Source organism: Sinorhizobium medicae, from assembly GCF_007827695.1.
In the GTDB taxonomy this organism is placed as follows: domain Bacteria; phylum Pseudomonadota; class Alphaproteobacteria; order Rhizobiales; family Rhizobiaceae; genus Sinorhizobium; species Sinorhizobium medicae.
This window is the reverse complement of record NZ_VITA01000003.1, coordinates 109,270-128,498: the sequence shown is the minus strand read 5'-3', so window position 1 is coordinate 128,498 and position 19,229 is coordinate 109,270. Positions and strand designations below refer to the sequence as shown.

The 19,229-nt window shown below is 61.3% G+C and carries 18 protein-coding genes; 11 read left to right on the top strand and 7 right to left on the bottom strand.

The features are described 5' to 3' along the window. The first annotated feature begins 138 nt into the window (after nt 1-138). From FB009_RS06145 to FB009_RS06135, 3 genes are read left to right on the top strand one after another with little or no spacing between them, the layout of a single operon-like run. Entirely contained in the window at nt 139-1,539 is a 1,401-nt protein-coding gene (locus tag FB009_RS06145; protein WP_011970019.1) for a type II and III secretion system protein family protein, read from the top strand. After that, on the top strand, nt 1,536-1,847 hold the full coding sequence (locus FB009_RS33080; protein ID WP_011970018.1) for a hypothetical protein: 312 nt from the start codon (nt 1,536-1,538) through the stop codon (nt 1,845-1,847). The genes FB009_RS06145 and FB009_RS33080 overlap by 4 nt, the downstream gene beginning before the upstream one ends. Nucleotides 1,848-1,868: 21 nt before the next feature. Then, nucleotides 1,869-2,396, top strand: coding sequence for a tetratricopeptide repeat protein (locus tag FB009_RS06135; RefSeq protein ID WP_011970017.1), 528 nt, complete (start codon nt 1,869-1,871; stop codon nt 2,394-2,396). Nucleotides 2,397-2,440: 44 nt separating this feature from the next. Here the strand turns inward: FB009_RS06135 and FB009_RS06130 are convergent, their stop codons facing one another. Next, nucleotides 2,441-2,953, bottom strand: a complete 513-nt coding sequence (locus tag FB009_RS06130) for a pilus assembly protein N-terminal domain-containing protein (protein ID WP_011970016.1) — start codon at nt 2,951-2,953, stop codon at nt 2,441-2,443. 84 nt (nt 2,954-3,037) lie between these two features. Beyond that, complete coding sequence (locus FB009_RS06125; RefSeq protein ID WP_011970015.1) at nt 3,038-4,348, bottom strand: pilus assembly protein TadG-related protein; 1,311 nt, start codon at nt 4,346-4,348, stop codon at nt 3,038-3,040. Nucleotides 4,349-4,564: 216 nt separating this feature from the next. Here FB009_RS06125 and FB009_RS06120 point away from each other — a divergent pair, with 216 nt between their 5' ends. The 8 genes from FB009_RS06120 to FB009_RS06085 all read left to right on the top strand — a co-directional run bounded on the left by FB009_RS06120 (nt 4,565) and on the right by FB009_RS06085 (nt 12,097). Further along, a complete protein-coding gene (locus FB009_RS06120; RefSeq protein ID WP_011970014.1) occupies nt 4,565-5,077 on the top strand; it encodes an A24 family peptidase in 513 nt (170 codons plus the stop codon). A gap of 44 nt (nt 5,078-5,121) precedes the next feature. After that, nucleotides 5,122-5,913 carry a Flp pilus assembly protein CpaB gene (cpaB, locus tag FB009_RS06115; RefSeq protein ID WP_011970013.1) on the top strand — a complete coding sequence of 264 codons (792 nt, stop codon included), beginning with the start codon at nt 5,122-5,124 and terminating at the stop codon, nt 5,911-5,913. A gap of 22 nt (nt 5,914-5,935) precedes the next feature. Further along, a complete protein-coding gene (locus tag FB009_RS06110) occupies nt 5,936-7,681 on the top strand; it encodes an AAA family ATPase (protein ID WP_029723095.1) in 1,746 nt (581 codons plus the stop codon). Continuing rightward, entirely contained in the window at nt 7,678-8,103 is a 426-nt protein-coding gene (locus tag FB009_RS06105) for a TadE/TadG family type IV pilus assembly protein (RefSeq protein ID WP_011970011.1), read from the top strand. Before FB009_RS06110 ends, FB009_RS06105 begins: the two co-directional genes overlap by 4 nt. A 291-nt stretch (nt 8,104-8,394) precedes the next feature. Next, on the top strand, nt 8,395-8,562 hold the full coding sequence (locus tag FB009_RS06100) for a Flp family type IVb pilin (protein WP_011970010.1): 168 nt from the start codon (nt 8,395-8,397) through the stop codon (nt 8,560-8,562). A 103-nt stretch (nt 8,563-8,665) separates the two neighbouring features. Continuing rightward, nucleotides 8,666-10,096, top strand: a complete 1,431-nt coding sequence (locus tag FB009_RS06095) for a CpaF family protein (RefSeq protein WP_024324416.1) — start codon at nt 8,666-8,668, stop codon at nt 10,094-10,096. 28 nt (nt 10,097-10,124) lie between these two features. Next, nucleotides 10,125-11,123 (top strand): type II secretion system F family protein, encoded by a 999-nt coding sequence (locus FB009_RS06090; protein WP_018010005.1) that lies wholly within the window; start codon nt 10,125-10,127, stop codon nt 11,121-11,123. Nucleotides 11,124-11,131: 8 nt separating this feature from the next. Then, on the top strand, nt 11,132-12,097 hold the full coding sequence (locus FB009_RS06085; RefSeq protein WP_024324415.1) for a type II secretion system F family protein: 966 nt from the start codon (nt 11,132-11,134) through the stop codon (nt 12,095-12,097). Nucleotides 12,098-12,329: 232 nt separating this feature from the next. On the opposite strand, the gene FB009_RS06080 is transcribed toward FB009_RS06085, so the two are convergent. From FB009_RS06080 to FB009_RS06060, 5 genes are read right to left on the bottom strand one after another with little or no spacing between them, the layout of a single operon-like run. Beyond that, nucleotides 12,330-13,361, bottom strand: coding sequence for a chemotaxis protein CheB (locus FB009_RS06080; protein ID WP_024311388.1), 1,032 nt, complete (start codon nt 13,359-13,361; stop codon nt 12,330-12,332). A gap of 9 nt (nt 13,362-13,370) precedes the next feature. Continuing rightward, entirely contained in the window at nt 13,371-15,494 is a 2,124-nt protein-coding gene (locus FB009_RS06075) for a hybrid sensor histidine kinase/response regulator (RefSeq protein ID WP_024324414.1), read from the bottom strand. Beyond that, entirely contained in the window at nt 15,481-17,118 is a 1,638-nt protein-coding gene (locus tag FB009_RS06070) for a methyl-accepting chemotaxis protein (protein WP_018210267.1), read from the bottom strand. Before FB009_RS06070 ends, FB009_RS06075 begins: the two co-directional genes overlap by 14 nt. Continuing rightward, the gene (locus tag FB009_RS06065; RefSeq protein ID WP_011970003.1) at nt 17,099-17,767 is read right to left on the bottom strand and encodes a chemotaxis protein CheW; all 669 of its coding nucleotides are present in this window, start codon (nt 17,765-17,767) and stop codon (nt 17,099-17,101) included. Before FB009_RS06065 ends, FB009_RS06070 begins: the two co-directional genes overlap by 20 nt. Then, complete coding sequence (locus FB009_RS06060; protein ID WP_011970002.1) at nt 17,764-19,122, bottom strand: CheR family methyltransferase; 1,359 nt, start codon at nt 19,120-19,122, stop codon at nt 17,764-17,766. Before FB009_RS06060 ends, FB009_RS06065 begins: the two co-directional genes overlap by 4 nt. Between the last annotated feature and the right edge of the window lie 107 nt (nt 19,123-19,229).

Here is a 19,229-nt window from a genome sequence, read left to right as displayed (position 1 = left end):
CATTGATTATTGTGTGTTTGGGGGATTCCTGGTTGACCCTGTACCAGGTTTGTCGAAACATTCTCACAGGGCGGGGAGAAACGGTAGCGTCACGAAAGTGCGGCATTGTGCCGGGTGTCGTGGAGGAATGCAGAAACCATGACAAGGTCGAGAGGCTCTCTTTTTGCGTTCTTTTGCCTCGTATTGGCTGTGTTTATGGGTATTGGCGTCGGTTCGAGCGCATCGGCAAACGGCGATTCCGTTGAAATCTCTTCCAATTTTTCGCGGTCGATCAGGGTCGCGAAGGGCAAGACGGTAACGATCCGAGCCGTGCAGCGATTCGATGAGATCGTCATCGGAGATCCCGAAATCGCGACCGTAACGCCGCTGACCGATCGCTCCTTCTATATTCTCGGCAATGAACTGGGTTCGACGAGCGTCACCATTTTCGATGCGGAAAAGAATCCCGTCGGCATAATCGACATAGAGGTGACGCTCGACACGAAGTTGCTGTCGTCGACGATCCGGCAGTCGGTGCCCGGCTCGAACGTAAAGGTAACTTCGGCAAATGGAAGGATCGTTCTTTCCGGCTCTGCCACGGACGCAGTTGCGGCCACGCAGGCCGAGCAGATCGCATCGCGTTTTGCCGGTGACGAGGAGATCATCAATTCCGTCAAGATCACCTCGTCTCAACAGGTCCAGCTGAATGTCAGATTCGTGGAGATCAACCGCGACGTCGGCAAGGAGCTCGGGACCCGGATCAGTGCCGCTTATGCCTGGTCGAACGGGAGCGTCGAGTTCAACTCCCGCCCGCGAGCGACGTCCAATACGCCGGCGGGGTCCCTCATCGGCAGCCTTATTGGAGAGGGCTACTCCGTCGACGTGGCCATTGATGCGCTCGAAGACCGGGGCATGGCCAGGCGTCTGGCCGAACCTAATCTAATAGCGCGTTCCGGGGAGACATCGAGCTTTCTAGCGGGTGGGGAATTCCCCATTCCAGTTTCCGAAGATGACGGACAGATTGCCGTCAGCTACAAAAAGTTCGGAGTCGGTCTGGATTTTACGCCGACCGTACTCAGCGACGGCCTCATTGCCCTCGACATCGAGCCGGAAGTGTCGGCGATCGACAACACAGCGTCCTATCGCGTGCGCAATATTTCGATTCCGGGTTTCTCCGTTCGTCGAGCACGGACATCGGTCGATCTCAAGAGTGGCCAGAGCTTCATGATTGCCGGTCTGTTGCAAAGCGAGAACAATCTGATCACCCAGCGTGTGCCGGGGCTTGGCCAACTTCCAATTCTGGGGGCGTTGTTTTCCTCCAAGGCCTACCAGCGGCGCGAAACCGATCTCGTGATCATCGTCACGCCTCATCTCGTCAAACCGATGGATCCGCTGAAGAAAGTCGCCAGCCCCTCGGATCGTACGAAGCGGCCGACCGAAGCGGAATTCTTCCTCGGCAATATCGATGAAGTAAACGCCGACGACAGGACCCGAACAGCGTCGACACAGGCGCGCGCCGTCCGCGCACCGAGCTCGGGCCATTTTCTGGAGCTCCAATGATCTGGAGAACCAGTCGGCCTAGGGGCTTTCCCGTTCTTTTTCTTCCTCCTCTGGCGTCGATCCTGCTTTCCGGTTGCCAGAGCCAGGAGCTCGTTCGCAGCGAGACGATAGCTCTTTCGGCAGGCGATGCTATCGCAGCCAACAGCGTAATGCAGATGGTCGATCCGTGGCCGCTAAGGGTCAAACAAACCGATTTGGCCACGCCAGCCGACCTGGAACAGTATAAGCCGCAACCGCAGAACGCGGAGCAAGACGGGACCAATGGGGGGATTAGTGAGCCTTATCCGAGCGAGACCGCGACACAGTAGCAAGAGGGCAGCGATCAGCGAATGAAGATGATAACAGGCGAGTCCGGCCGGATGGTGCTGTGCCGTCCGAGAGGAACACGCCGGACCACGGAATTGGCATTGGCGATCGTTTCGGCTGTCCTTCTTTCGAGCTGTCAGACATCAGAGGTGTTGTCGAGCGCCGATGTTGATCCGACCTCCGCTGTCACCGGAGGGGACGTGAGCAGGTCCGATCTTGATCAGGGCAAGCTTCAATTCATGAACGGCAATTACGGTCTGGCCGAGAAGCACTTTCGGGAGGCGGTTGAGCTGCGGCGAGACAATGCTGAGGCGCTGATGGGACTGGCGGCGTGCTACGACCGGCTCGGCCGGTTCGATCTGGCGGACAGAACCTATAGCCAGTTGCTCAAGGTGGCAGGCCGCCAGCCACGCATCGTCAACAACATGGGATACTCCCATTATCTTCGAGGCGAGAAGGCAAAGGCCCGTACGCTGCTGCTCGAAGCGCGTGCGGCATTGCCCGGGGACAATACGATTGAAGCCAATCTCGCTTTATTGGACCGGAGCTAGTCTTAGGCTAGTGGCAGCGGCATCTCTCTTGCCGAAAAAATTTGTCACTGCTGATTATTCGGTGCGGGCGCAGAAAAGCCATTGCGTGCGGCGATCTGTGACGCGGTCGCGTTAAAATGGTCGGCGTCGTCACCGACGAGAAGAACCGGGTCGCAGCGCCTACCGCAGGTAAAGGTGGCCCGCCGCAGGCCCTGATGAACCGTCACCAGACGACCGCTGCCGGCGACGACATCCAGAATGAGGTTCGCCACTTCGGCGCCGTCCCTGTCTATCACGATCAGGTTCGTAGACCCGGGCGTCTTGCCCGTGAGGATCACCGTTCTGTCGTCGCTTAGACTTGCCTGCGCTATTCCCGTGTTGCCGATGATCACTGTGCTTGCCGGCCGAGGGAGCGTCACGGTCTTGGCGAAGTCGACGACAAGCCGTTCCACGCCGTCGGCTCCCACGCTTTTTTGCTGAACGGGAACGACCGGAGATTTCTGCTCGTCCGCTGTTGCGGGACTTACCAGAGCTGACATCGCCAGCAACAAGACAGCCCCTGTTGAGCGCCTGGGCATGGGAGAACTCCTGTATTGATGACATCCGAGGTGAACGGCTCGATGTCCCTTCCGTTCCAGCCAGCTACGAAGAACTTGCCGCTTTCACTCTATGAGCGATACCGACAGACCGACCAGGATCTCCTCTGTCGGCGAAGCGCAGGTCTCCATTCTGGAATTGCCTGTAAAAGTGACCTGATCGGCTACGATCTGCGTACATCCGCCCGAAACGGTCGAGTTTCCGGTGAAGTCGATGCGGCCCGTCGGAGCGTAGAGGTTTCCGACCAGGGTAGATTCGGAATTGCCCGTTATCTGATGGACGACCCCGGTATTGAGCCGACTGGAAAAGAATAACAGGCCCGCAAAGGGACCGCTCGTCGGAGCGGACAGATCGATGTCGCCGTTGCCCAGCAGGTTGGCGGCTGCAGAATTGGTGAAAAGAAAGGTAACGCCATCGCCGGAGAGTTTTGCCCCGGCCGTCACCGTCAATTCGCCGCCGTCTATGATATAAAGGCCGGGCTTCAGTTTGACCGTTCCCTTGATGTCGAGTCCGCCGCAGAACCTGATCGCCTCGACGCCGCCTGGATACAGCGGGCTTGCAAGCCTGTCGAAAACATAGAGCAGATTCGACACATAACTCAGTGAACGGCAAGGAAGTTGCTGAATCTGCAGCGGATCCGGTTCGAGGACGGAGGCAAACGGATCCGGCGTCGGCGGGACCTGCTGGACGGGCTTGCTGCAACCGGTGAGCGTCAGACCGGTCGTCGTCACGGCTTCGCCGACGGTATAGACGCAATCGGTCGACATGAGCGCGCTGCCGTTCCTCATCAGAAAGGCGTCGGAGGCGCTGGAATTGGAAACCACGCTGCAGCCGGACAATTGGACTTCCGTCGAGCCGGTGACGGTCACGGCGCCCGACGCGGAGTTCGACAGGGCGAGGACGCAAGCCTTCGAACCACCTGTGACCTGGGCGACTGCGCGTGCCTTTATCGTGATGGTTCCGGTGCCGAAGACGGAAGAAAACAGGCGCGGATGGGTCTCGGTCAGCTCGACCGTCACATTGTTCGAGCCGCCGGCAGCGGCCGAAGCCGTGGACAAGGTGAGGTCCCCCGGCGAAAAGCCCGAACCGCCTGCGACCCTGCGTGCGGCGGCTTCAAGCGCGGACTGCTGATCACCCGCGCGATGGCGGACCGCTGCGGCATAGGCCGAAACGTCGGCAGCATGCTGCAGCTTGCGCTTTTCCAGATACCAGTACCCCGTCTCGGCGCCCAAACCCATTGCACCGACGAGTACGGGAAATGCAACCGCGGCGATGACGGCGACGGCGCCGCCTTCGGCTTTCAGAAACCGGCGCAGAGGCTTCTGCCACCGAGACGAACGGCTCGCTTCATCGATAGCGTCAGTTCTCTTGCTCATCCACGTTACCCGAAGCCGAAGGCGTTTGCATGTCGTTGCCGGTGGACCCTATATCCCGCCTGGCGCTTCCCGGCGATTCAGCCAGTCGGCCTAGTCCGGGTCACAGCCCGCTCGAAAGCGCTTAGTCCATGAGGTCGAATAGAAATTCCTTAGCTCAAGAGGCACATTCCCGGACATTCCAACCGGCCGTTTGGCCCTTTCGTATGAGGATCGACGATGATCTCGACATCCGCAGCGTGGCTTGCGTTTTTCCTCTTCGCCGGAGTGATGACTTACGCCGGCATCAGGGACGTGGCGACGATGACCATATCCAATCGCCTGGTGGTCTTCCTGGTGATTGCCTTCGCCGTTCTTGCGCCCGCTGTCGGTCTGTCTTTCGACACGATCACGTCGAGCATTGTCGTTGCCTCCGTCGTGCTCGCTTGCACTTTCGTGCTCTTTGCTGCCGGCTGGATCGGCGGCGGCGACGCAAAACTCCTGCCTGTCGCCGTGCTCTGGCTCGGCGCCGACCTCGCCCTCCCTTTCGTTCTCTACACGTCGGTTATCGGCGCGGCCCTGACGCTTGGACTTCTCCAGCTGCGGCGGGCCCCTCTGCCGCTCGTCCTGAAGAAGAATGCCTGGTCGAAGCGTCTGCTCGACCGCGAGACCGGCATTCCCTATGGCGCGGCGATGGCGCCGGCTGCCCTTCTGCTGCTGCCCGAAAGCCACTGGTGCTCCGCCTTCCTTTGAACGATCGCGCCACGCTCCCACTGGCAAAAGACGAGGTTTAATCCATGATCCGCATCGTCATACTCCTGCTCGCACTGGCATCCGGTGGAGCCGCCTCCTGGCTGGCGCTCGGCATGGGCGACGAGCCTTCGGTCGAGGTGGCCGAGGTTGAAGAAGCGCCGGCGCAGGAGGTGCTCGTCGCCGCTGCGGAGCTCAAGCGCGGCGCGGCGATCGAAGAAAACCACCTGCGCTGGCAACCATGGGAAGGCGAAATTCCTCCCGTCTTCATCAGTCGCAGCTCCCGAGCGGATGCGACCACAGAGCTCAAGGGTTCGCTTGCCCTGAGTGATTTCGTGGCGGGAGAACCCATTCGCGAGGACAAGCTCGCACAACGTGGTACGGGTTACCTCTCGAGCTTGTTGCCCTCGGGAAAGCGGGCGATTGCCGTTCGCGTCACGGCGGAAAGCACGGCCGGCGGCTTCATCCTGCCGAACGATCATGTCGATGTCGTTCACACAGCCGTCCGGCCCGACGCCGCGGGCGACGCCGGCAAGGTCGTCAGTCGCGCGATTCTGTCCAACATTCGGGTGCTTGCAGTGGATCAGACCGTTTCGCAGGCGGCCGATGGAACATCGGTCATCGGCAAGACCGCGACGCTCGAGGTGAATCCCGAACAGATCGCAGCCGTCGCGGCGGCGGAAGCCTCCGGCACGGTTTCGCTCGCACTCCGTGCGATCAGCGACAATCACGAAGCTTCAGTCGTCGAAGCCGAGGGAACCCGACGCGGCGTGGTCCGCTTTTTCAACGGCGGACGCATGTCGATGGTGGAGGTTCCCTCCCGTGCCGACGGCAGCTGAACAAATGACGGAAATCCCGATGATGACAAAGTTGGATGAAGAAGCCCGTCAAGCTCCGCAGACGGCGGCCGCTGCACCACTGCTGCCGATACCGAAGGTGGACATCGCCGTCTTCTGCCAGTCGGAAGAGGTGAGGGAGGCCATTGGCACCGCGGCAATCGACCGCCGCATGGCGCGTGCTACCGTAGCGGTGAAGGCTGGAGGCATCAAAGAGGCGGCTGCGCTTTACGGCGGCGTCACCTCGCCTAATCTCGTCGTCGTGGAGAGCGATGAAGGCGAAGCTCGGCTGATGGCCGCGCTGGAGACGCTCGCAATGGAGTGCGTCACGGGGACCAAAGTCATCGTCATCGGTCGCTCCAACGATGTGGGCCTCTACAAGAAGCTGCTGGACGCCGGTGTCAGCGATTATCTCGTTACCCCGCTCGAGCCGATGGATTTCGTCGCGGCGGTCCACCGCTGCTTTCGTCACTCGACCGAGGAAAAGTTGGGGCGCATCGTCGCATTTGTCGGTGCCAAGGGCGGAACCGGATCCTCGACGCTGGCACACAACGTTGCATATGCCATGTCGAAGCGGGTGGATGCCGATGTCCTCCTGGCGGATCTCGACCTTCAGTCCGGGACTCTCGGCCTGAACTTCGATATCGAAGCAAAGCACGGCATGGTGGATGTGCTTCAGAGTCCCGACCGCCTGGACGACGTGCTGCTGCGGCGTCTGGCTGTGAGCTATACGGATCGCCTGCACCTGCTTCCGGCAACAACGGACCTCGACAAGTTCATTAATCTGCGGGAGGAGGACGTCGACCATCTCCTCGACGTCGCGCGCTCGAGTTCGTGGCATGTGGTCGTCGACTTGCCCTACGCCTTGACGCAGTGGACTCGAAAGATCCTGCTTGAGGCCGACGAAATCGTGATAACGGCCACGCCCGATCTGGCCGGGATGCGCAACGCCAGGAGCTTGGTCGACTTCCTCAGGAAGGCGCGGCCGAACGATCCGCCGCCGCGGCTCGTGCTCAACAAAGTGGGGACTCCGAAGCTTCAGGAAATCAAGCCGAAGGATTTCCTCGCGGCCGTCGGACTCGAGGAGAGCGTCTCTTTTGCCTTTGACCCCTCGCTCTTCGGCGCGGCGGCCAATAACGGCCGGCTGGTCATCGAGTCGGCACCGGATTCGAAGGCGGGGAAGGCCATTGTTTCGCTTGCCTGGCGGGTTGGCGGAACGCGGGAGAGACGAACCCGGGTAAAAGGAATGAAGGCCTTGCTGCAGCAGGTTTTCAAGCGCGGCAAGCCGAAGGCTCCATCGGTCCTGCGCAAGAAGGCGGGCGAATTGAAAACTTCCGAGGCTGGTGCTTCGGCGGTCGAATTTGCACTGATCGCTCCGGTGCTCGCTCTCGGTCTCGTCGCAACGGCCGATATCGGCCTTGCGATCCATGAGCGGATGACGATCGACCACGTTCTGCGCGCCGGTGCACAGGCCGCCATGGCCGATCCCGGTGCGGTGCAGGTTCAAAAGGTTCTTGTTTCCACCCTGGCGCAAAGCCCGGGGCTGGCGAGCACCACCCTGCCGGAGGTAAAGCGGTACTGCGCCTGCCCGGAAAATGCCGATGTCGCACCGGAAGCGGCGCCGCAATGCGGGACGGTGCCCTGCGCGAACGCGAAGCCGCAATTCGTTTACTATCGCCTGGAGGCGTCAAAGTCCTATCGCCCCATGTCTTTACCAGCGGTGCTTCCGACATTCGACCTGGGGTCCTCCATGCAGGTGCAAGTCCAATGACGGCATCGGGCGGCAGAATTCGCAGCCTGCGGCGCAATCAATCCGGCGCAACGGCGGTGGAGTTTGCGCTCGTGTGCCTGCCTTTGCTGCTGCTCGTCATCGGCGTCATCGAGTTCGGCCGCGCCTTTTATGTGCGCAATGAGCTGTCGCACGCCGCCGACGTCGCCGCCCGGCGCGTGCTTATCGGCCAGATCGCACACAACGCCTCCGACAGCGAAGCACAGGCCAAGCTGGACAGCGCAGTGCGCGAGAGCTTTCGCAGCGGCGATCCGACGCTGCTCACGATCGCCGTCAGCAAGGAAACGGTGGACGGAATAGCTTTCCGGGTGCTGTCGATCCGTTACCCGTTCACCTTTGTCCTCCCCGGTCTCGCCCAGAGCAGGATCAGCCTCAATCTGTCTCGGCGCATCCCGATCGGGTGACCGATTTCACCGTTCAATCTGATGCGGGAGCGCGCGCATTGCATCCGGTAGCCGTGAGCCGCCGCGTGTGCACCTCCAGGCACCCGCAAATCGCGTGTGCGGCGATCGGACTAGACCAACAGGACGAGCCATTTGCGCCGCAGGGTCGGCCATCAGGCTGAATGGATCAAGAGGGTTAACAAAGTCTATATAAGGGCCACACAGCAAGCGGGACACGAGGCAGAACCCGGCCCGGCCCTGTGATGCCGAACCTGGCTTCGGCACTTTTTCCAACTCATGAAGGACCGAACCATGAAAAATCTTCTCGTCCGTTTTGCTCGCAATGAATCCGGCGCCACCGCCATTGAATACGGCCTGATCGCCGGCCTGATTTCTGTCGTGATCATTGCCGTGATGGCGACCGTCGGCACCGGCCTGACCACCAGATTCACGGCTATCGGAACGGCTCTCACCGGCTGACGCTCCCGGCAGCGCGGGTTCCAAAGCAAAGCGGGAGGCATAGCCTTCCGCTTTCGCATTCAAAGACCTCAGACATCTCACTCTCGGCAACGGAGCGACAATGATGTTCGGCAAGAAATCCATTTCGGAAAAACAGATATCCGAGGCAGCGGTCCAGTCCGTGATCGAAAATGAACCGCAGGCCGCGCCTGCCCTTGTCCAGGTTCTAAAGCCAACCCAGGTTGCCGCAACGGCGAGATTTGACAAGGCCGAACAGTATTACAGCCTGAAGAAGGAAATCTTCAGCGCCCTCATCGCTACGATCGATGTCGCTGCACTCTCCAATATGGACGTGGAGCAGGCGCGCGGGGAGATCGGCGCAATTATCAACGACATCGTTGCCGCCAAGAAGGCCGGCATTTCGATGGCGGAGCAGAACAACCTTCTCAGCGACATCTGCAACGACATTCTGGGCTATGGGCCGCTCGAGCCGCTGCTTGCTCGCGACGACATAGCCGACATCATGGTCAATGGCGCAAACCAGGTCTTCATCGAGGTCAATGGCCGAGTGCAGGAGACGGGGGTTCGTTTTCGCGACAACGAACAGCTCCTCAACATCTGCCAGCGCATCGTTAGCCAGGTTGGCCGCCGCGTCGATGAATCAAGCCCGATCTGCGACGCGCGTCTTGCCGATGGATCCCGTGTGAACGTGATCGCGCCTCCCCTGGCAATCGATGGCCCCACCCTGACGATCCGCAAGTTCAAGAAGGAAAAGCTGACACTCGACCAGCTGGTTCGATTCGGCTCGATTTCGCAGGAAGGCGCTGAGGTTCTCAAGATCATTGGTCGCGTGCGCTGCAATGTCCTTATTTCCGGCGGTACGGGCTCCGGCAAGACCACGCTTCTGAACTGCCTGACCGGCTATATCGATCACGGAGAGCGCGTCATCACCTGCGAGGACGCGGCGGAGCTTCAATTGCAGCAGCCGCATGTGGTTCGTCTCGAAACTCGGCCGCCGAACATCGAGGGGCAGGGCGAGATCACCATGCGCAGCCTGGTGAAGAACTGCCTGCGTATGCGGCCCGAGCGGATCATCGTCGGCGAGGTGCGCGGACCCGAGGCCTTCGATCTATTGCAGGCGATGAACACCGGCCACGACGGCTCGATGGGAACGCTGCACGCAAACTCCCCGCGCGAAGCAATGGCTCGCGTCGAGGCGATGATCACCATGGGCGGCAGTTCGCTGCCGGCCAGGACGATCCGGGAGATGCTCGTCTCATCGGTCGACGTCATCGTGCAGGCGGCCCGTCTTCGCGACGGTTCGCGCCGGATCACCCATATCACCGAAGTGCTCGGCATGGAGGGGGACGTGATCACGACACAGGACCTCTTCATCTACGACATCCTTGGCGAAGACGAGAAGGGGAACATCATTGGAAGACATCGTTCGACCGGCATTGGTCGCCCGGCATTCTGGGACCGCGCCCGTTATTACGGCGAAGAGGGCCGCCTTGCCGCGGCCCTCGATGCGGCCGAGATGAAGGCGGCCGCTTGAACCAGAAGCTGAAATAGGGCCAAAACAGATGGCGACCTCTTTGCTTTTTCCTGTTTTCGTATTTCTCCTGGCTTCCACCAGCATCGGCGGCGTGATGGTGGCGGCGTTCTATCCGCGTGTCTCCAAGGCAAGCGCCTATCGCCAGAGGCTCGCGCGCATGTCGGCACCGGCGGAAAATAAGCGAAGCGAGCCTACGGAGGCTGATGGCCGCGACCGCCGTCGCTCGGTTGAAAAGACGTTGCGCGAGATAGAGGAAAAGCGCCAGGCGAATGCGCGCAAAGGAAAGACGACGCTGACGGCCAGACTCCGTCAGTCCGGCCTCCATTGGTCCCCCAAGACCTATTTCGTGGTCTGTGCCTGCGCCGCATTGGCCAGCTGGTGCGCGATGCTGCTGCTGGATACGGGCGCGCTGGTGTCGGCAGGATTCGCCATTTCAGGCGGGCTGCTTCTGCCGCACGTCTATGTGAACATCAAGCGCAATGCCCGCTTTGCCAAGTTCACTGCCGAATTCCCGAATGCCGTCGACGTGATCGTCAGGGGGCTCAAGGCAGGTCTGCCGATGCCGGACTGCCTGAGGGTGATCGCCACCGAAGCGCAGGAGCCGGTCAAAGGCGAGTTCCTCGCGATCGTCCAGGACCAGACGCTGGGTATCCCCGTGGACGAGGCCGTGAAACGCATGAGCGAACGCATGCCGCTGGCCGAAGCGCATTTCTTTGCCATCGTCATCGCCATTCAGAGCCGCACCGGCGGCAGCCTTTCGGAAGCGCTAGGGAACCTTTCCAAGGTCCTGCGCGAGCGGAAGAAGATGAAAGCCAAGATCAAGGCGATGAGCTCGGAAGCGAAATCCTCCGCAGGCATCATCGGTGCTTTGCCGTTCCTCGTCGCGGGTGCCGTTTACTTCGCGAGCCCGGACTACATGGCACTCCTGTTCGCGACCGTGACGGGCAAGATCGTCCTTGTCGGCTGCGGCCTGTGGATGGGCATCGGTATCCTCGTCATGCGCAAAATGATCAACTTCGACTTCTGAGAGTCCAGATGAACATTGGCATCCATATCCCCGATGCGGAACAATTGGCGGCGATAATGGCCGGCTTTTCCGCATTTTCGGCAGTCGTCGTCATTTCCTGGCCTTACGTTTTTCGGGACACTCTGTCGGAGCGCATGCGGAAGGTGGAGGGCGAGCGCGAGCGTATCCGCCGTCGCGAACGCGCCCGGCTGGAGCAAAAGAGCAAGACGTCCCTGCGCGTAGAGCCGAAGCGCCTCTTTCAGGCGATCGTCGACCGCTTCCGTCTTGCTAAGCAGGCGGATGACGGCGAGATCGTCCGCAAGCTGAGCATGGCGGGCTATCGTGGCCACGCCGCCGTGACGGCATTTCTCGCTTTCCGGCTGATAGCGCCGGTCGTCATCTTCATGGCCTGCTTGCTTTACATCCTGTTGGCGGTACGACCGGAGGCACCGCTGCTTCTGGTGGTGGCGATGGCTATCGCCACGGGCGCGCTTGGATATTTTGCCCCGGGGATCTTCGTCAGCAACAGGATCACCAAACGGCAGCAGTCGATCCGGCGTTCCTGGCCCGAGGCACTGGACCTTCTGCTGATCACCGTCGAATCCGGAATGGGGATCGAAAGCGCTTTCCGGAAGGTTGGCGAGGAGATCGGCACGCAATCGCCGGAGACTGCCGAGGAGATCCTGCTGACGACCGCGGAGCTTTCCTACCTGCAGGATCGGCGACAGGCCTTCGAGAACCTGGGGCAGAGAACGGGCGTGGAGGGCGTGCGCGCCGTCGTCACGAGCCTCATCCAGGCGGAGAAATACGGCACGCCGCTCGGCCAGGCATTGCGCGTGATGGCGCAGGAGAACCGCGACATGCGCATGAGCGAGGCCGAGAAAAAGGCCGCCGCCCTTCCGCCCAAGCTCACCGTCCCGATGATCCTGTTCTTCCTGCCCGTCCTCTTTGCGGTCATCATTACGCCGGCGGTCATTCAGATCATGAATATGTAGAGCGGGAACAGTGTCCAGCATGGGCGGGGCGGTGTGGCGCCTCGCGCGTCGAGTGCGCGCGGGCGCCACACCTTTTTTCCGTTTCCGTTCCGGCTAAAGCGCGATGAGAAAAAAGTGTGCGCGGCTTTCCGCCCGCATCTCTCTCTCTCTCTCTCTCTCTCTCTCTCTCTCTCTGTCATCGGAATCGATCATGGTCATGTTTTCAGGTCCACCCGACCTGAAAAAATCGGATCTAGCGACCCCGGGCGATGGCCGTAATGTTCTCGGCGATGCTTTCCAGTGGCAGCACAAGGTCTACGAGGCCGGCGCCGATCGCCGACTTCGGCATGCCGAAGACGACCGAGCTCTTCTCGTCCTGGGCGATCGCCTTGCCGCCCGCCACACGCAGTGACCGAAGCCCCTCGGTTCCGTCATCGCCCATTCCCGTCAGGATGACCGCAAGGGATTCTCCTTTGAAAACACGTGCAATCGAGCCGAAGAGGTAGGATCCAGAGGGTTTGAAGCCGTTGACCGGAGCATCGTCCGAGATGCGTAGGCGCGATCTGCCGGAGACGCCGAGCTGATAATTGTCCGGCGCGAAGTAGACCGTGCCAGGTCTAAGAAGCTCTCCATTCCTGGCGACCTTCACTGTAGGTGGAACGGTCGCGTCAAGAGAGGCGGCAACGCCATCGATAAAGCCGTTCGACATGTGCTGGACGATGAGAATGGGAACCGGGAAATCGGCTGAAATTTCCTTCAGTATCGAACGGAGCGCAGCCGGGCCGCCGGTAGAGGCCGCGATTGCCACGATTCCGATCGCCGCGTTGGCCGCGGGCACGGTTCGGTCTTTGGATCCGTGATCCTTCCGGCGCCATTGCCGCACGATTTTGACCTGGGACATGGCCTTGACCGTGGAGAGAAACTTTTCGATCGCTGGGGCATCGAGAGCCGTGCCGTGGGCCCCCGGCGCGGGTATGACCGCGAGAGCGCCCGCTTCGAGCGCTTGTGCCGAAGCGGTTCCGAGTTGCGAGCCGTCCCGGGAGGCGAGCATCACGACTGGCGTAGGTGCGGAGATCATTATTTCCCTGACCGTTTTAGCGCTATCATCGCCGGAGGGGCAGAGTTCCACGGCGACGATGTCCGGCAAGAGTTCGCCGGTCATTCTCACGGCGTCTTTCCCGCTTCTCGCGGTCAGCAAGAGCTCTGCGGAGGCGTCGCTCTCGATCGCCTTCTTTACGAGCTCTTCGACTTCGTGTGTGGATGCGACGAGAAGAATACGGACCATGCTCTTCCCTCAAACGACCTGCCGCATCGTTTCGAGGAAGTGGTGCGCATCGAACTGATCCTTCCTCAGATATGCGTTCGCCCCGGCACGCAGTCCTTTCACCTTGTCTTCAACGGATTCCCGGCCGGTTACCAGTACGACGGGCGTGCGGGTCAGGTGGTCCGACTGGCGAATGGCCCGCGTGAGCTCGAACCCATCCATCGACGGCATGTCGACGTCGGCGACGACCACGTCGGCCCCGCATTCGCGAAGCTGCTCCAGTGCCTCCGTACCGTCGCTCGCCATCGTCACTTCGTAACCGGCTCCTTCCAATATGAGCTTCACCAACGTTCGTACATATTTGGAATCATCGACGACGAGCACCTTCCGCCGCGCAGCCTTGGCGCTTCGGCCGGCGATGTCATCGCGAGGCTGGGGCTTGGCCGCAGCCTCGGCGAGCGCTGCGACGTTCAAAAGAAGGGCGATGCGCCCGTCCGGAAGCACCATGCCACCGCTGTAACGCCTGACATTTGCCAGGCGTGGACCGAGCGATCGTAAGAGCAACTCCTGTTCGCCGGCGATTTCGTCGACGAGCACCGCAGTGGGACCGCTTGACGAGGCCACGACCACTGCCGGCACGGTTCGCCTGGGATCGCCGCGGTTCGGCTGGAGGCGGAGCCAAAATGAAAGATCGAGGACGGGTATCGGACCGGTGGAGGTGCTGACGGAGTGCCTACCCTCCAGTAGCGCGATGTCCTGTCGGTTGACCCGGATGACCCGTTCGACGGACGCTGCGTCGATGGTGAACACATGCCCCCCCGCGATGACTTCCAGCACACGCAGTGTCGCAAGTGTCAAAGGCAGGGTGAGGGTGAACGCAGCACCGCCGGTCGGGACCTGCGACACATCGACAGCGCCGCGGAGCTTTTCCACATTGCTTTTGACGATGTCGAGACCTATTCCGCGCCCGGACAGACTGGTGACGGTCGCCGATGTCGAGACACCCGGCTCGAAAACGCGCCGCAGGAGTTCGGTTTCTCCTTGCGTGCTTTCGGTTTTTCCGCCCGCAGCCGCACCCAATAAAGCCAAATTGAGGCCCCGGCCGTCGTCTTCCACGCGAATCTCAATCCGGTTTCCGCGCATCGCTGCCGAAACGCGAATTCGGCCCTCTTCGGGTCGTCCTGCAGCCCGGCGCTCCTCCGGAGTCTGGATGCCATGGGCGACGGCGTTGCGGACGAGATGTCGAAGCGAATCCTGCAGTGCTGAAAGGATGGATCGATCGACCTCGATCTCTCCGCCCCGGATTTCCAGCTCCGCGCGCTTCCCTGATGCCGCCGCCACGTCGCGAACGATTCGGCCAAGACCCTTGCACGCCTCATCAAAAGGTTGCGTACGGGCATATCTGACCTCTTCATCAAGCGCGGCCGCGGCACTTTGCATCCGCCGAACATCTTGCCGGAGCAGTGCCGCCAGCTGACGCAGCCCGCTTTCGACGATCGCCGCCTGCGCGGCAGCATCGGGCCCCGATCCGCGCAATTTTCTTGCTGCGTCGCGCAGCGAGGAGGCCTGTTCGGCGTGGCGCCGCATGATTGCATTGAAGCTCAGCAATTCCCCGCTTCTGTAAAGGAGCGCGTCCAGGCGAGCGGCGGATACGCGCATGGACCCGTCCGTGTCGGTCACGCGAATAGCGATCTCCGGATCTGCCGGGGATGAATGTTGCTGCGGCTTCTGCATATTGTCGTCAACGCCTGCGGCCACGACGGACTTCAGCTTCTCGACGACTTCCTCGCCATGGTTGGATGAAGGTACAGCGCCGCTCTCGAGCAGATCGGCCGCGTGCCTGATTGCGTCCGCGGCAGACAGTAGCAGGTCCAGTCGCGGCTTCGCGAGCACGAACCTCCCTTTCGCAGCGATCGAGAGGATCTCCTCCATCCAGTGACAAATCGCTTCCACGCCGCGCACCTGAAGCAGGCCGGCGGCACCCTTGAGGCTATGTGCCACTCTTAAGAGCTGCTCCTGCAGATGCCGCTTCCGATCTGCGTCGCCCGTCTCCTCGATCGCCAGAACGGCGGTCTCCATCTCGGACGCACGTTCCCGCACCTCCTGAGTGAACATGCTCAACAATCCGGGATCGAGTTCTTCAGGTGTTATCATGGTCGTTACCGTGGTCGGTGAGCATTTCCTTCAGCCTCGAGCCGAGCTCATTCAGATCCTTCGCGGCTTCCTCGGCCTGCCGTATCGCCGATAGATTCTGGCTGCTGGTCTGTTCGATATAATGCATTGCCTCGTGAATCTGCTTCATGCCGGCGCGTTGCTGACCGGCCGAGGCGGCGATTTGAGCCACCGATCGCGCAGAGTCGGCGACGATCGCCTCGAGTTGCCGGATCGTTTCGCCCGCTTCACTGACCGTTTCGAGCGCACGGCTGACGCTCTTGGACCCGTCCTCCGCGCCAATGACCGCGGAGTTCGTGGATTTCTGAATTTCCATCAGGATGCGTCGGACCCTGGCGGTCGCGGATTTCGACTGATCGGCAAGTGTACGGATTTCCGTAGCGACGACATTGAAACCCCTGCCGTGCTCGCCGGCACGCGATGCTTCGATTGCTGCATTCAGTGCCAGCAGGTTGGTCTGGTCCGCGATCTCGGCGACGACCGAGACGATCTCGCCGATCTCGAGGCTGTTCTCCGCAAGTGACAGAATATCTGCAGCGATCGCTTCCGTCCGCGCGTTCACCGCATTCATCACCCGCACCGTGTCGTCGAGTGCTCTGCGGCCCTCATTGCTGATCTTGACGGCGTTGTCATAGGAGGCGGCAACCTGCTGCGCGCGCTGCGCCGCCTGTTCTGAGGTTTGCAGTACCTCATCAACGCTCGTGACCGTTTGAGCAACTGCCGAGGACTGTTCGCGCATCCCTTCGACCTGTTGCGTGGCGCCGGCGAGAATCTCGGCAGCGGATGATGAGAGGTGTTGTGCCGTTTCCGAGATCGTGGCGAGCAACGCTTCCAATCTTTCCCTGCTGCCCCGCTCGCTGTCGATCATCGCGGCAAGCCTTGTGGTCATCGCATTGAAGGAAGCGCCGAGCACCGCGAGCTCGTCGGTACCCTCGACGGCAGCTTTCTGTCCTAAGTCACCGGTGCTGACCCTTTCCGCGAGGCCGGCGAGTGCACGCGTGCGGCGTGCAAGACGGCGCACAACCCGCAATATGTGGATGAGCAGCAGGAGGGAAAGGATCGAGAAACCGAGTTGCAGCAACTGGGACCGCTTGAGTCGGGCGATTCCTGCCTGTTCGATCGGATTGATCAAATCTTCCAGCTGCTCCGCGAAGGCTCTGACCTTGGGATCGAGCGCATCCAGTGCTGCGTGAGTGAGCGGAACTTCGGCGATGGCGCTCTCAAGAGCTGGCCTGACATCATCCCGCCATTGTTCCCGGACTCGTTCAAGCTGCGCGAAAGCAGCGGGATCGCTCGTTGTCGCCAGCCCGATCCTCTCGCGGTCACTTCCCAACCGCTCGAGAAACCGCTCGTTCTGGTCCATCAATTGGCGCAGCTCATCGGCAGCGGCCCCCCTTGCAGGTCCTTGCGCTCGCTCCAGGTGACTGGCAGCGTAGATCATCCGATAGGCGAGTCGCTCCTTGCCCAGCGACGATGTCGCCGCAAGATCGGACCGCAGGCGTTCCAGAGCAATGAAGCTGGACCCGACGAGCAGCGCCGATGCGGCCACGAACAGGACCATTGCCAGCCCCAAAGTACCATATACGCTATTCGCCAATCGGGGCATCTTGGAACTCCGTACTTTCCGTCTCGTCACTGACGGCGGTCTGCTCGTCGTCAAGGTAGAAGCGGCGGTCATCCAGAAGGAGCCGGCCGTCGACAATGACCAAGCCGTTTTTCATGGTTGCCCATTGCCATGCATTGCCTGGGGCGGGCTCCGCTGCGCCGATCTCCTCCAGGGGGAGCATGAGGATTTCGGGGGCGGCTTCGGATAGGATGAGAAACTCCGGCTGCTCTTGTCCGCAGACGATTGCCCAATCGTCGCCGACGCCGGCCCTTCGCGGCAGATCGAGCGGTCCGAGCAGGTCGAAGACGGGAAGCAGTTGACCGCGCAAGTCGTAGACGCCGCAGGCGTGGGCGGGCATTCCGGGGAGCGGGCTGATGCGTGCCTTGGAAACGATTTCGCAAACGTATCGGATCTCCAACGCGAACCGGCGATCCGCCAGCATGAAGATCACTGCGCCGACCGTCGCTTCCTCGCTTCGTCCCGTGGACACATCAACGGCCGGGCGCGGCGCTCGTCGCTCGGATTGCTCATCCGCGTCTTGTTGCGCGGCTTTCAAATGCGCTTCCGTCTGCTCTATCGCTTCTGCCATACGGCTTCTGACGGCAGTCCAGTCGAGAGAACGCAGAGCGGGACGGGAAGGTGTCGTCATCCGGCTTCGCTCCCGAGATGTCGTTGAAGCTGGCCGATCTCTCGCCAAGCACGCTGCGCGAGATGTTCCGCCGTCGCCTCGCACATCAACGCAACGCGTTCGCGGGGGGGACGAGAGAGGCAAGAGGAGAGCGCATTCTCGAGGGCGCGCAGGGCGGCCTTCGGATCGCTGTGCTTAAGGCAGACACCGAGAAAGAACTGAGCGGCGGCCAGATTGCTGTCCAGATAAACGACCCGGCGGAGCGCCGCTGCCGCCGCGTCGGTCTCCCCGCTGGCCATCTCGGAGACCCCCCGAAGGAAGTGCAATTCCGCCGAGAGCGGGTGCGTTTCGATCGCGTGCGCGGCAAGGCGCCCGGCCTCGCGTGGATTGCCTCTGTCGAAAAGCAAGCGAATCTGCCGGGTGACAGCCTCGGCGGGATCATCGCCGACCGCTTTCGGCGTGTCGAAGCTTGTCCGACCCAGCATCCTACCCGCGGCAGGTCTCCTTTTCTGGTGTCGAAGGGGGGCCGTGCACGCGGTCGAGTTCTTTTGGATCTTCGAACGAGCCATTCGCCGGTAAACGACGCCCGCGGGCGTGATCGACGTTTCGAACGCGGCGTATTTCCATAAGGGCGGGTCAGTCGGAGCCGTCAGCAGCCACCCGCCATCGGACAGGCAGGCCAGAAGTTGGCCGGCGATGCGAGATACCGCGCTTGCCTCGAAATAAACGAGCACGTTACGGCAAAGGATCAGATCGAAGTCGGCCAATCCCGATTGCGGAGACGGAAGCGCGTCTGCACCGAGGTTCAGATGAGCGAAATCCACCTGCCGGCGCAAACGCTCATTCAGGCGATACCGCCCTCCGCTCGCATCGAAGTACCGTTGTCTCAGCCTCGGACCCGTATTCCTCAAGGCCCATTCGCCGTATTCGGCTTCCCGGGCCGTGACGAGCGCCCTTCGCGAAACGTCGGCCGCGCTTATCCGCACATCGTCCAGAAGATCGTCCTCATCGCAGAGAATAGCAAGGGAGTACGGTTCCTCCCCCGTTGCACAGCCGAGGCTCCAGATACTCAGAGGAGAGCCGTCCGGGCGCCGTCGCAGCAGTTCGGGAAGGATAGCTTGCCGTATCACTTGGAATTGGTCAGGTCCCCGGAAGAAATGCGTTTCTGCGACCGTAACCGCCGAAATGGCCTCATCGGTCAAATCTTCGTCGAACCCCAGCCGGGCGAGAAGCGATCGACCCTCGCCAATGCCGCGCTGCACCATCATGCGGTCGATCGCCGAAGCGACCGCTCGCTTCCGGGATGCCGGAAGGCTCAGGCCGATCCTCCCTGCAACCTGTTCAGCAAGTTTCAACGACGGCGCGCGCCCACTCACTGGTAACCTCGCTGCTCGTGTGCGAGACAGATGCAAGGCAGGGGCGGGTCGGATCTTTTTGTCGAAACCGGCTGGCGCATGTTCGCTCCATGGATTTGGCTGCTTCG

Coding starts and splice junctions, on each gene's coding strand:
- FB009_RS06145 (WP_011970019.1), top strand. CDS start 139: ATGACAAGGTCGAGAGGCTCTCTTTTTGCGTTCTTTTGCCTCGTATTG.
- FB009_RS33080 (WP_011970018.1), top strand. CDS start 1,536: ATGATCTGGAGAACCAGTCGGCCTAGGGGCTTTCCCGTTCTTTTTCTT.
- FB009_RS06135 (WP_011970017.1), top strand. CDS start 1,869: ATGAAGATGATAACAGGCGAGTCCGGCCGGATGGTGCTGTGCCGTCCG.
- FB009_RS06130 (WP_011970016.1), bottom strand. CDS start 2,953: ATGCCCAGGCGCTCAACAGGGGCTGTCTTGTTGCTGGCGATGTCAGCT.
- FB009_RS06125 (WP_011970015.1), bottom strand. CDS start 4,348: ATGAGCAAGAGAACTGACGCTATCGATGAAGCGAGCCGTTCGTCTCGG.
- FB009_RS06120 (WP_011970014.1), top strand. CDS start 4,565: ATGATCTCGACATCCGCAGCGTGGCTTGCGTTTTTCCTCTTCGCCGGA.
- cpaB (WP_011970013.1), top strand. CDS start 5,122: ATGATCCGCATCGTCATACTCCTGCTCGCACTGGCATCCGGTGGAGCC.
- FB009_RS06110 (WP_029723095.1), top strand. CDS start 5,936: ATGACAAAGTTGGATGAAGAAGCCCGTCAAGCTCCGCAGACGGCGGCC.
- FB009_RS06105 (WP_011970011.1), top strand. CDS start 7,678: ATGACGGCATCGGGCGGCAGAATTCGCAGCCTGCGGCGCAATCAATCC.
- FB009_RS06100 (WP_011970010.1), top strand. CDS start 8,395: ATGAAAAATCTTCTCGTCCGTTTTGCTCGCAATGAATCCGGCGCCACC.
- FB009_RS06095 (WP_024324416.1), top strand. CDS start 8,666: ATGTTCGGCAAGAAATCCATTTCGGAAAAACAGATATCCGAGGCAGCG.
- FB009_RS06090 (WP_018010005.1), top strand. CDS start 10,125: ATGGCGACCTCTTTGCTTTTTCCTGTTTTCGTATTTCTCCTGGCTTCC.
- FB009_RS06085 (WP_024324415.1), top strand. CDS start 11,132: ATGAACATTGGCATCCATATCCCCGATGCGGAACAATTGGCGGCGATA.
- FB009_RS06080 (WP_024311388.1), bottom strand. CDS start 13,361: ATGGTCCGTATTCTTCTCGTCGCATCCACACACGAAGTCGAAGAGCTC.
- FB009_RS06075 (WP_024324414.1), bottom strand. CDS start 15,494: ATGATAACACCTGAAGAACTCGATCCCGGATTGTTGAGCATGTTCACT.
- FB009_RS06070 (WP_018210267.1), bottom strand. CDS start 17,118: ATGCCCCGATTGGCGAATAGCGTATATGGTACTTTGGGGCTGGCAATG.
- FB009_RS06065 (WP_011970003.1), bottom strand. CDS start 17,767: ATGACGACACCTTCCCGTCCCGCTCTGCGTTCTCTCGACTGGACTGCC.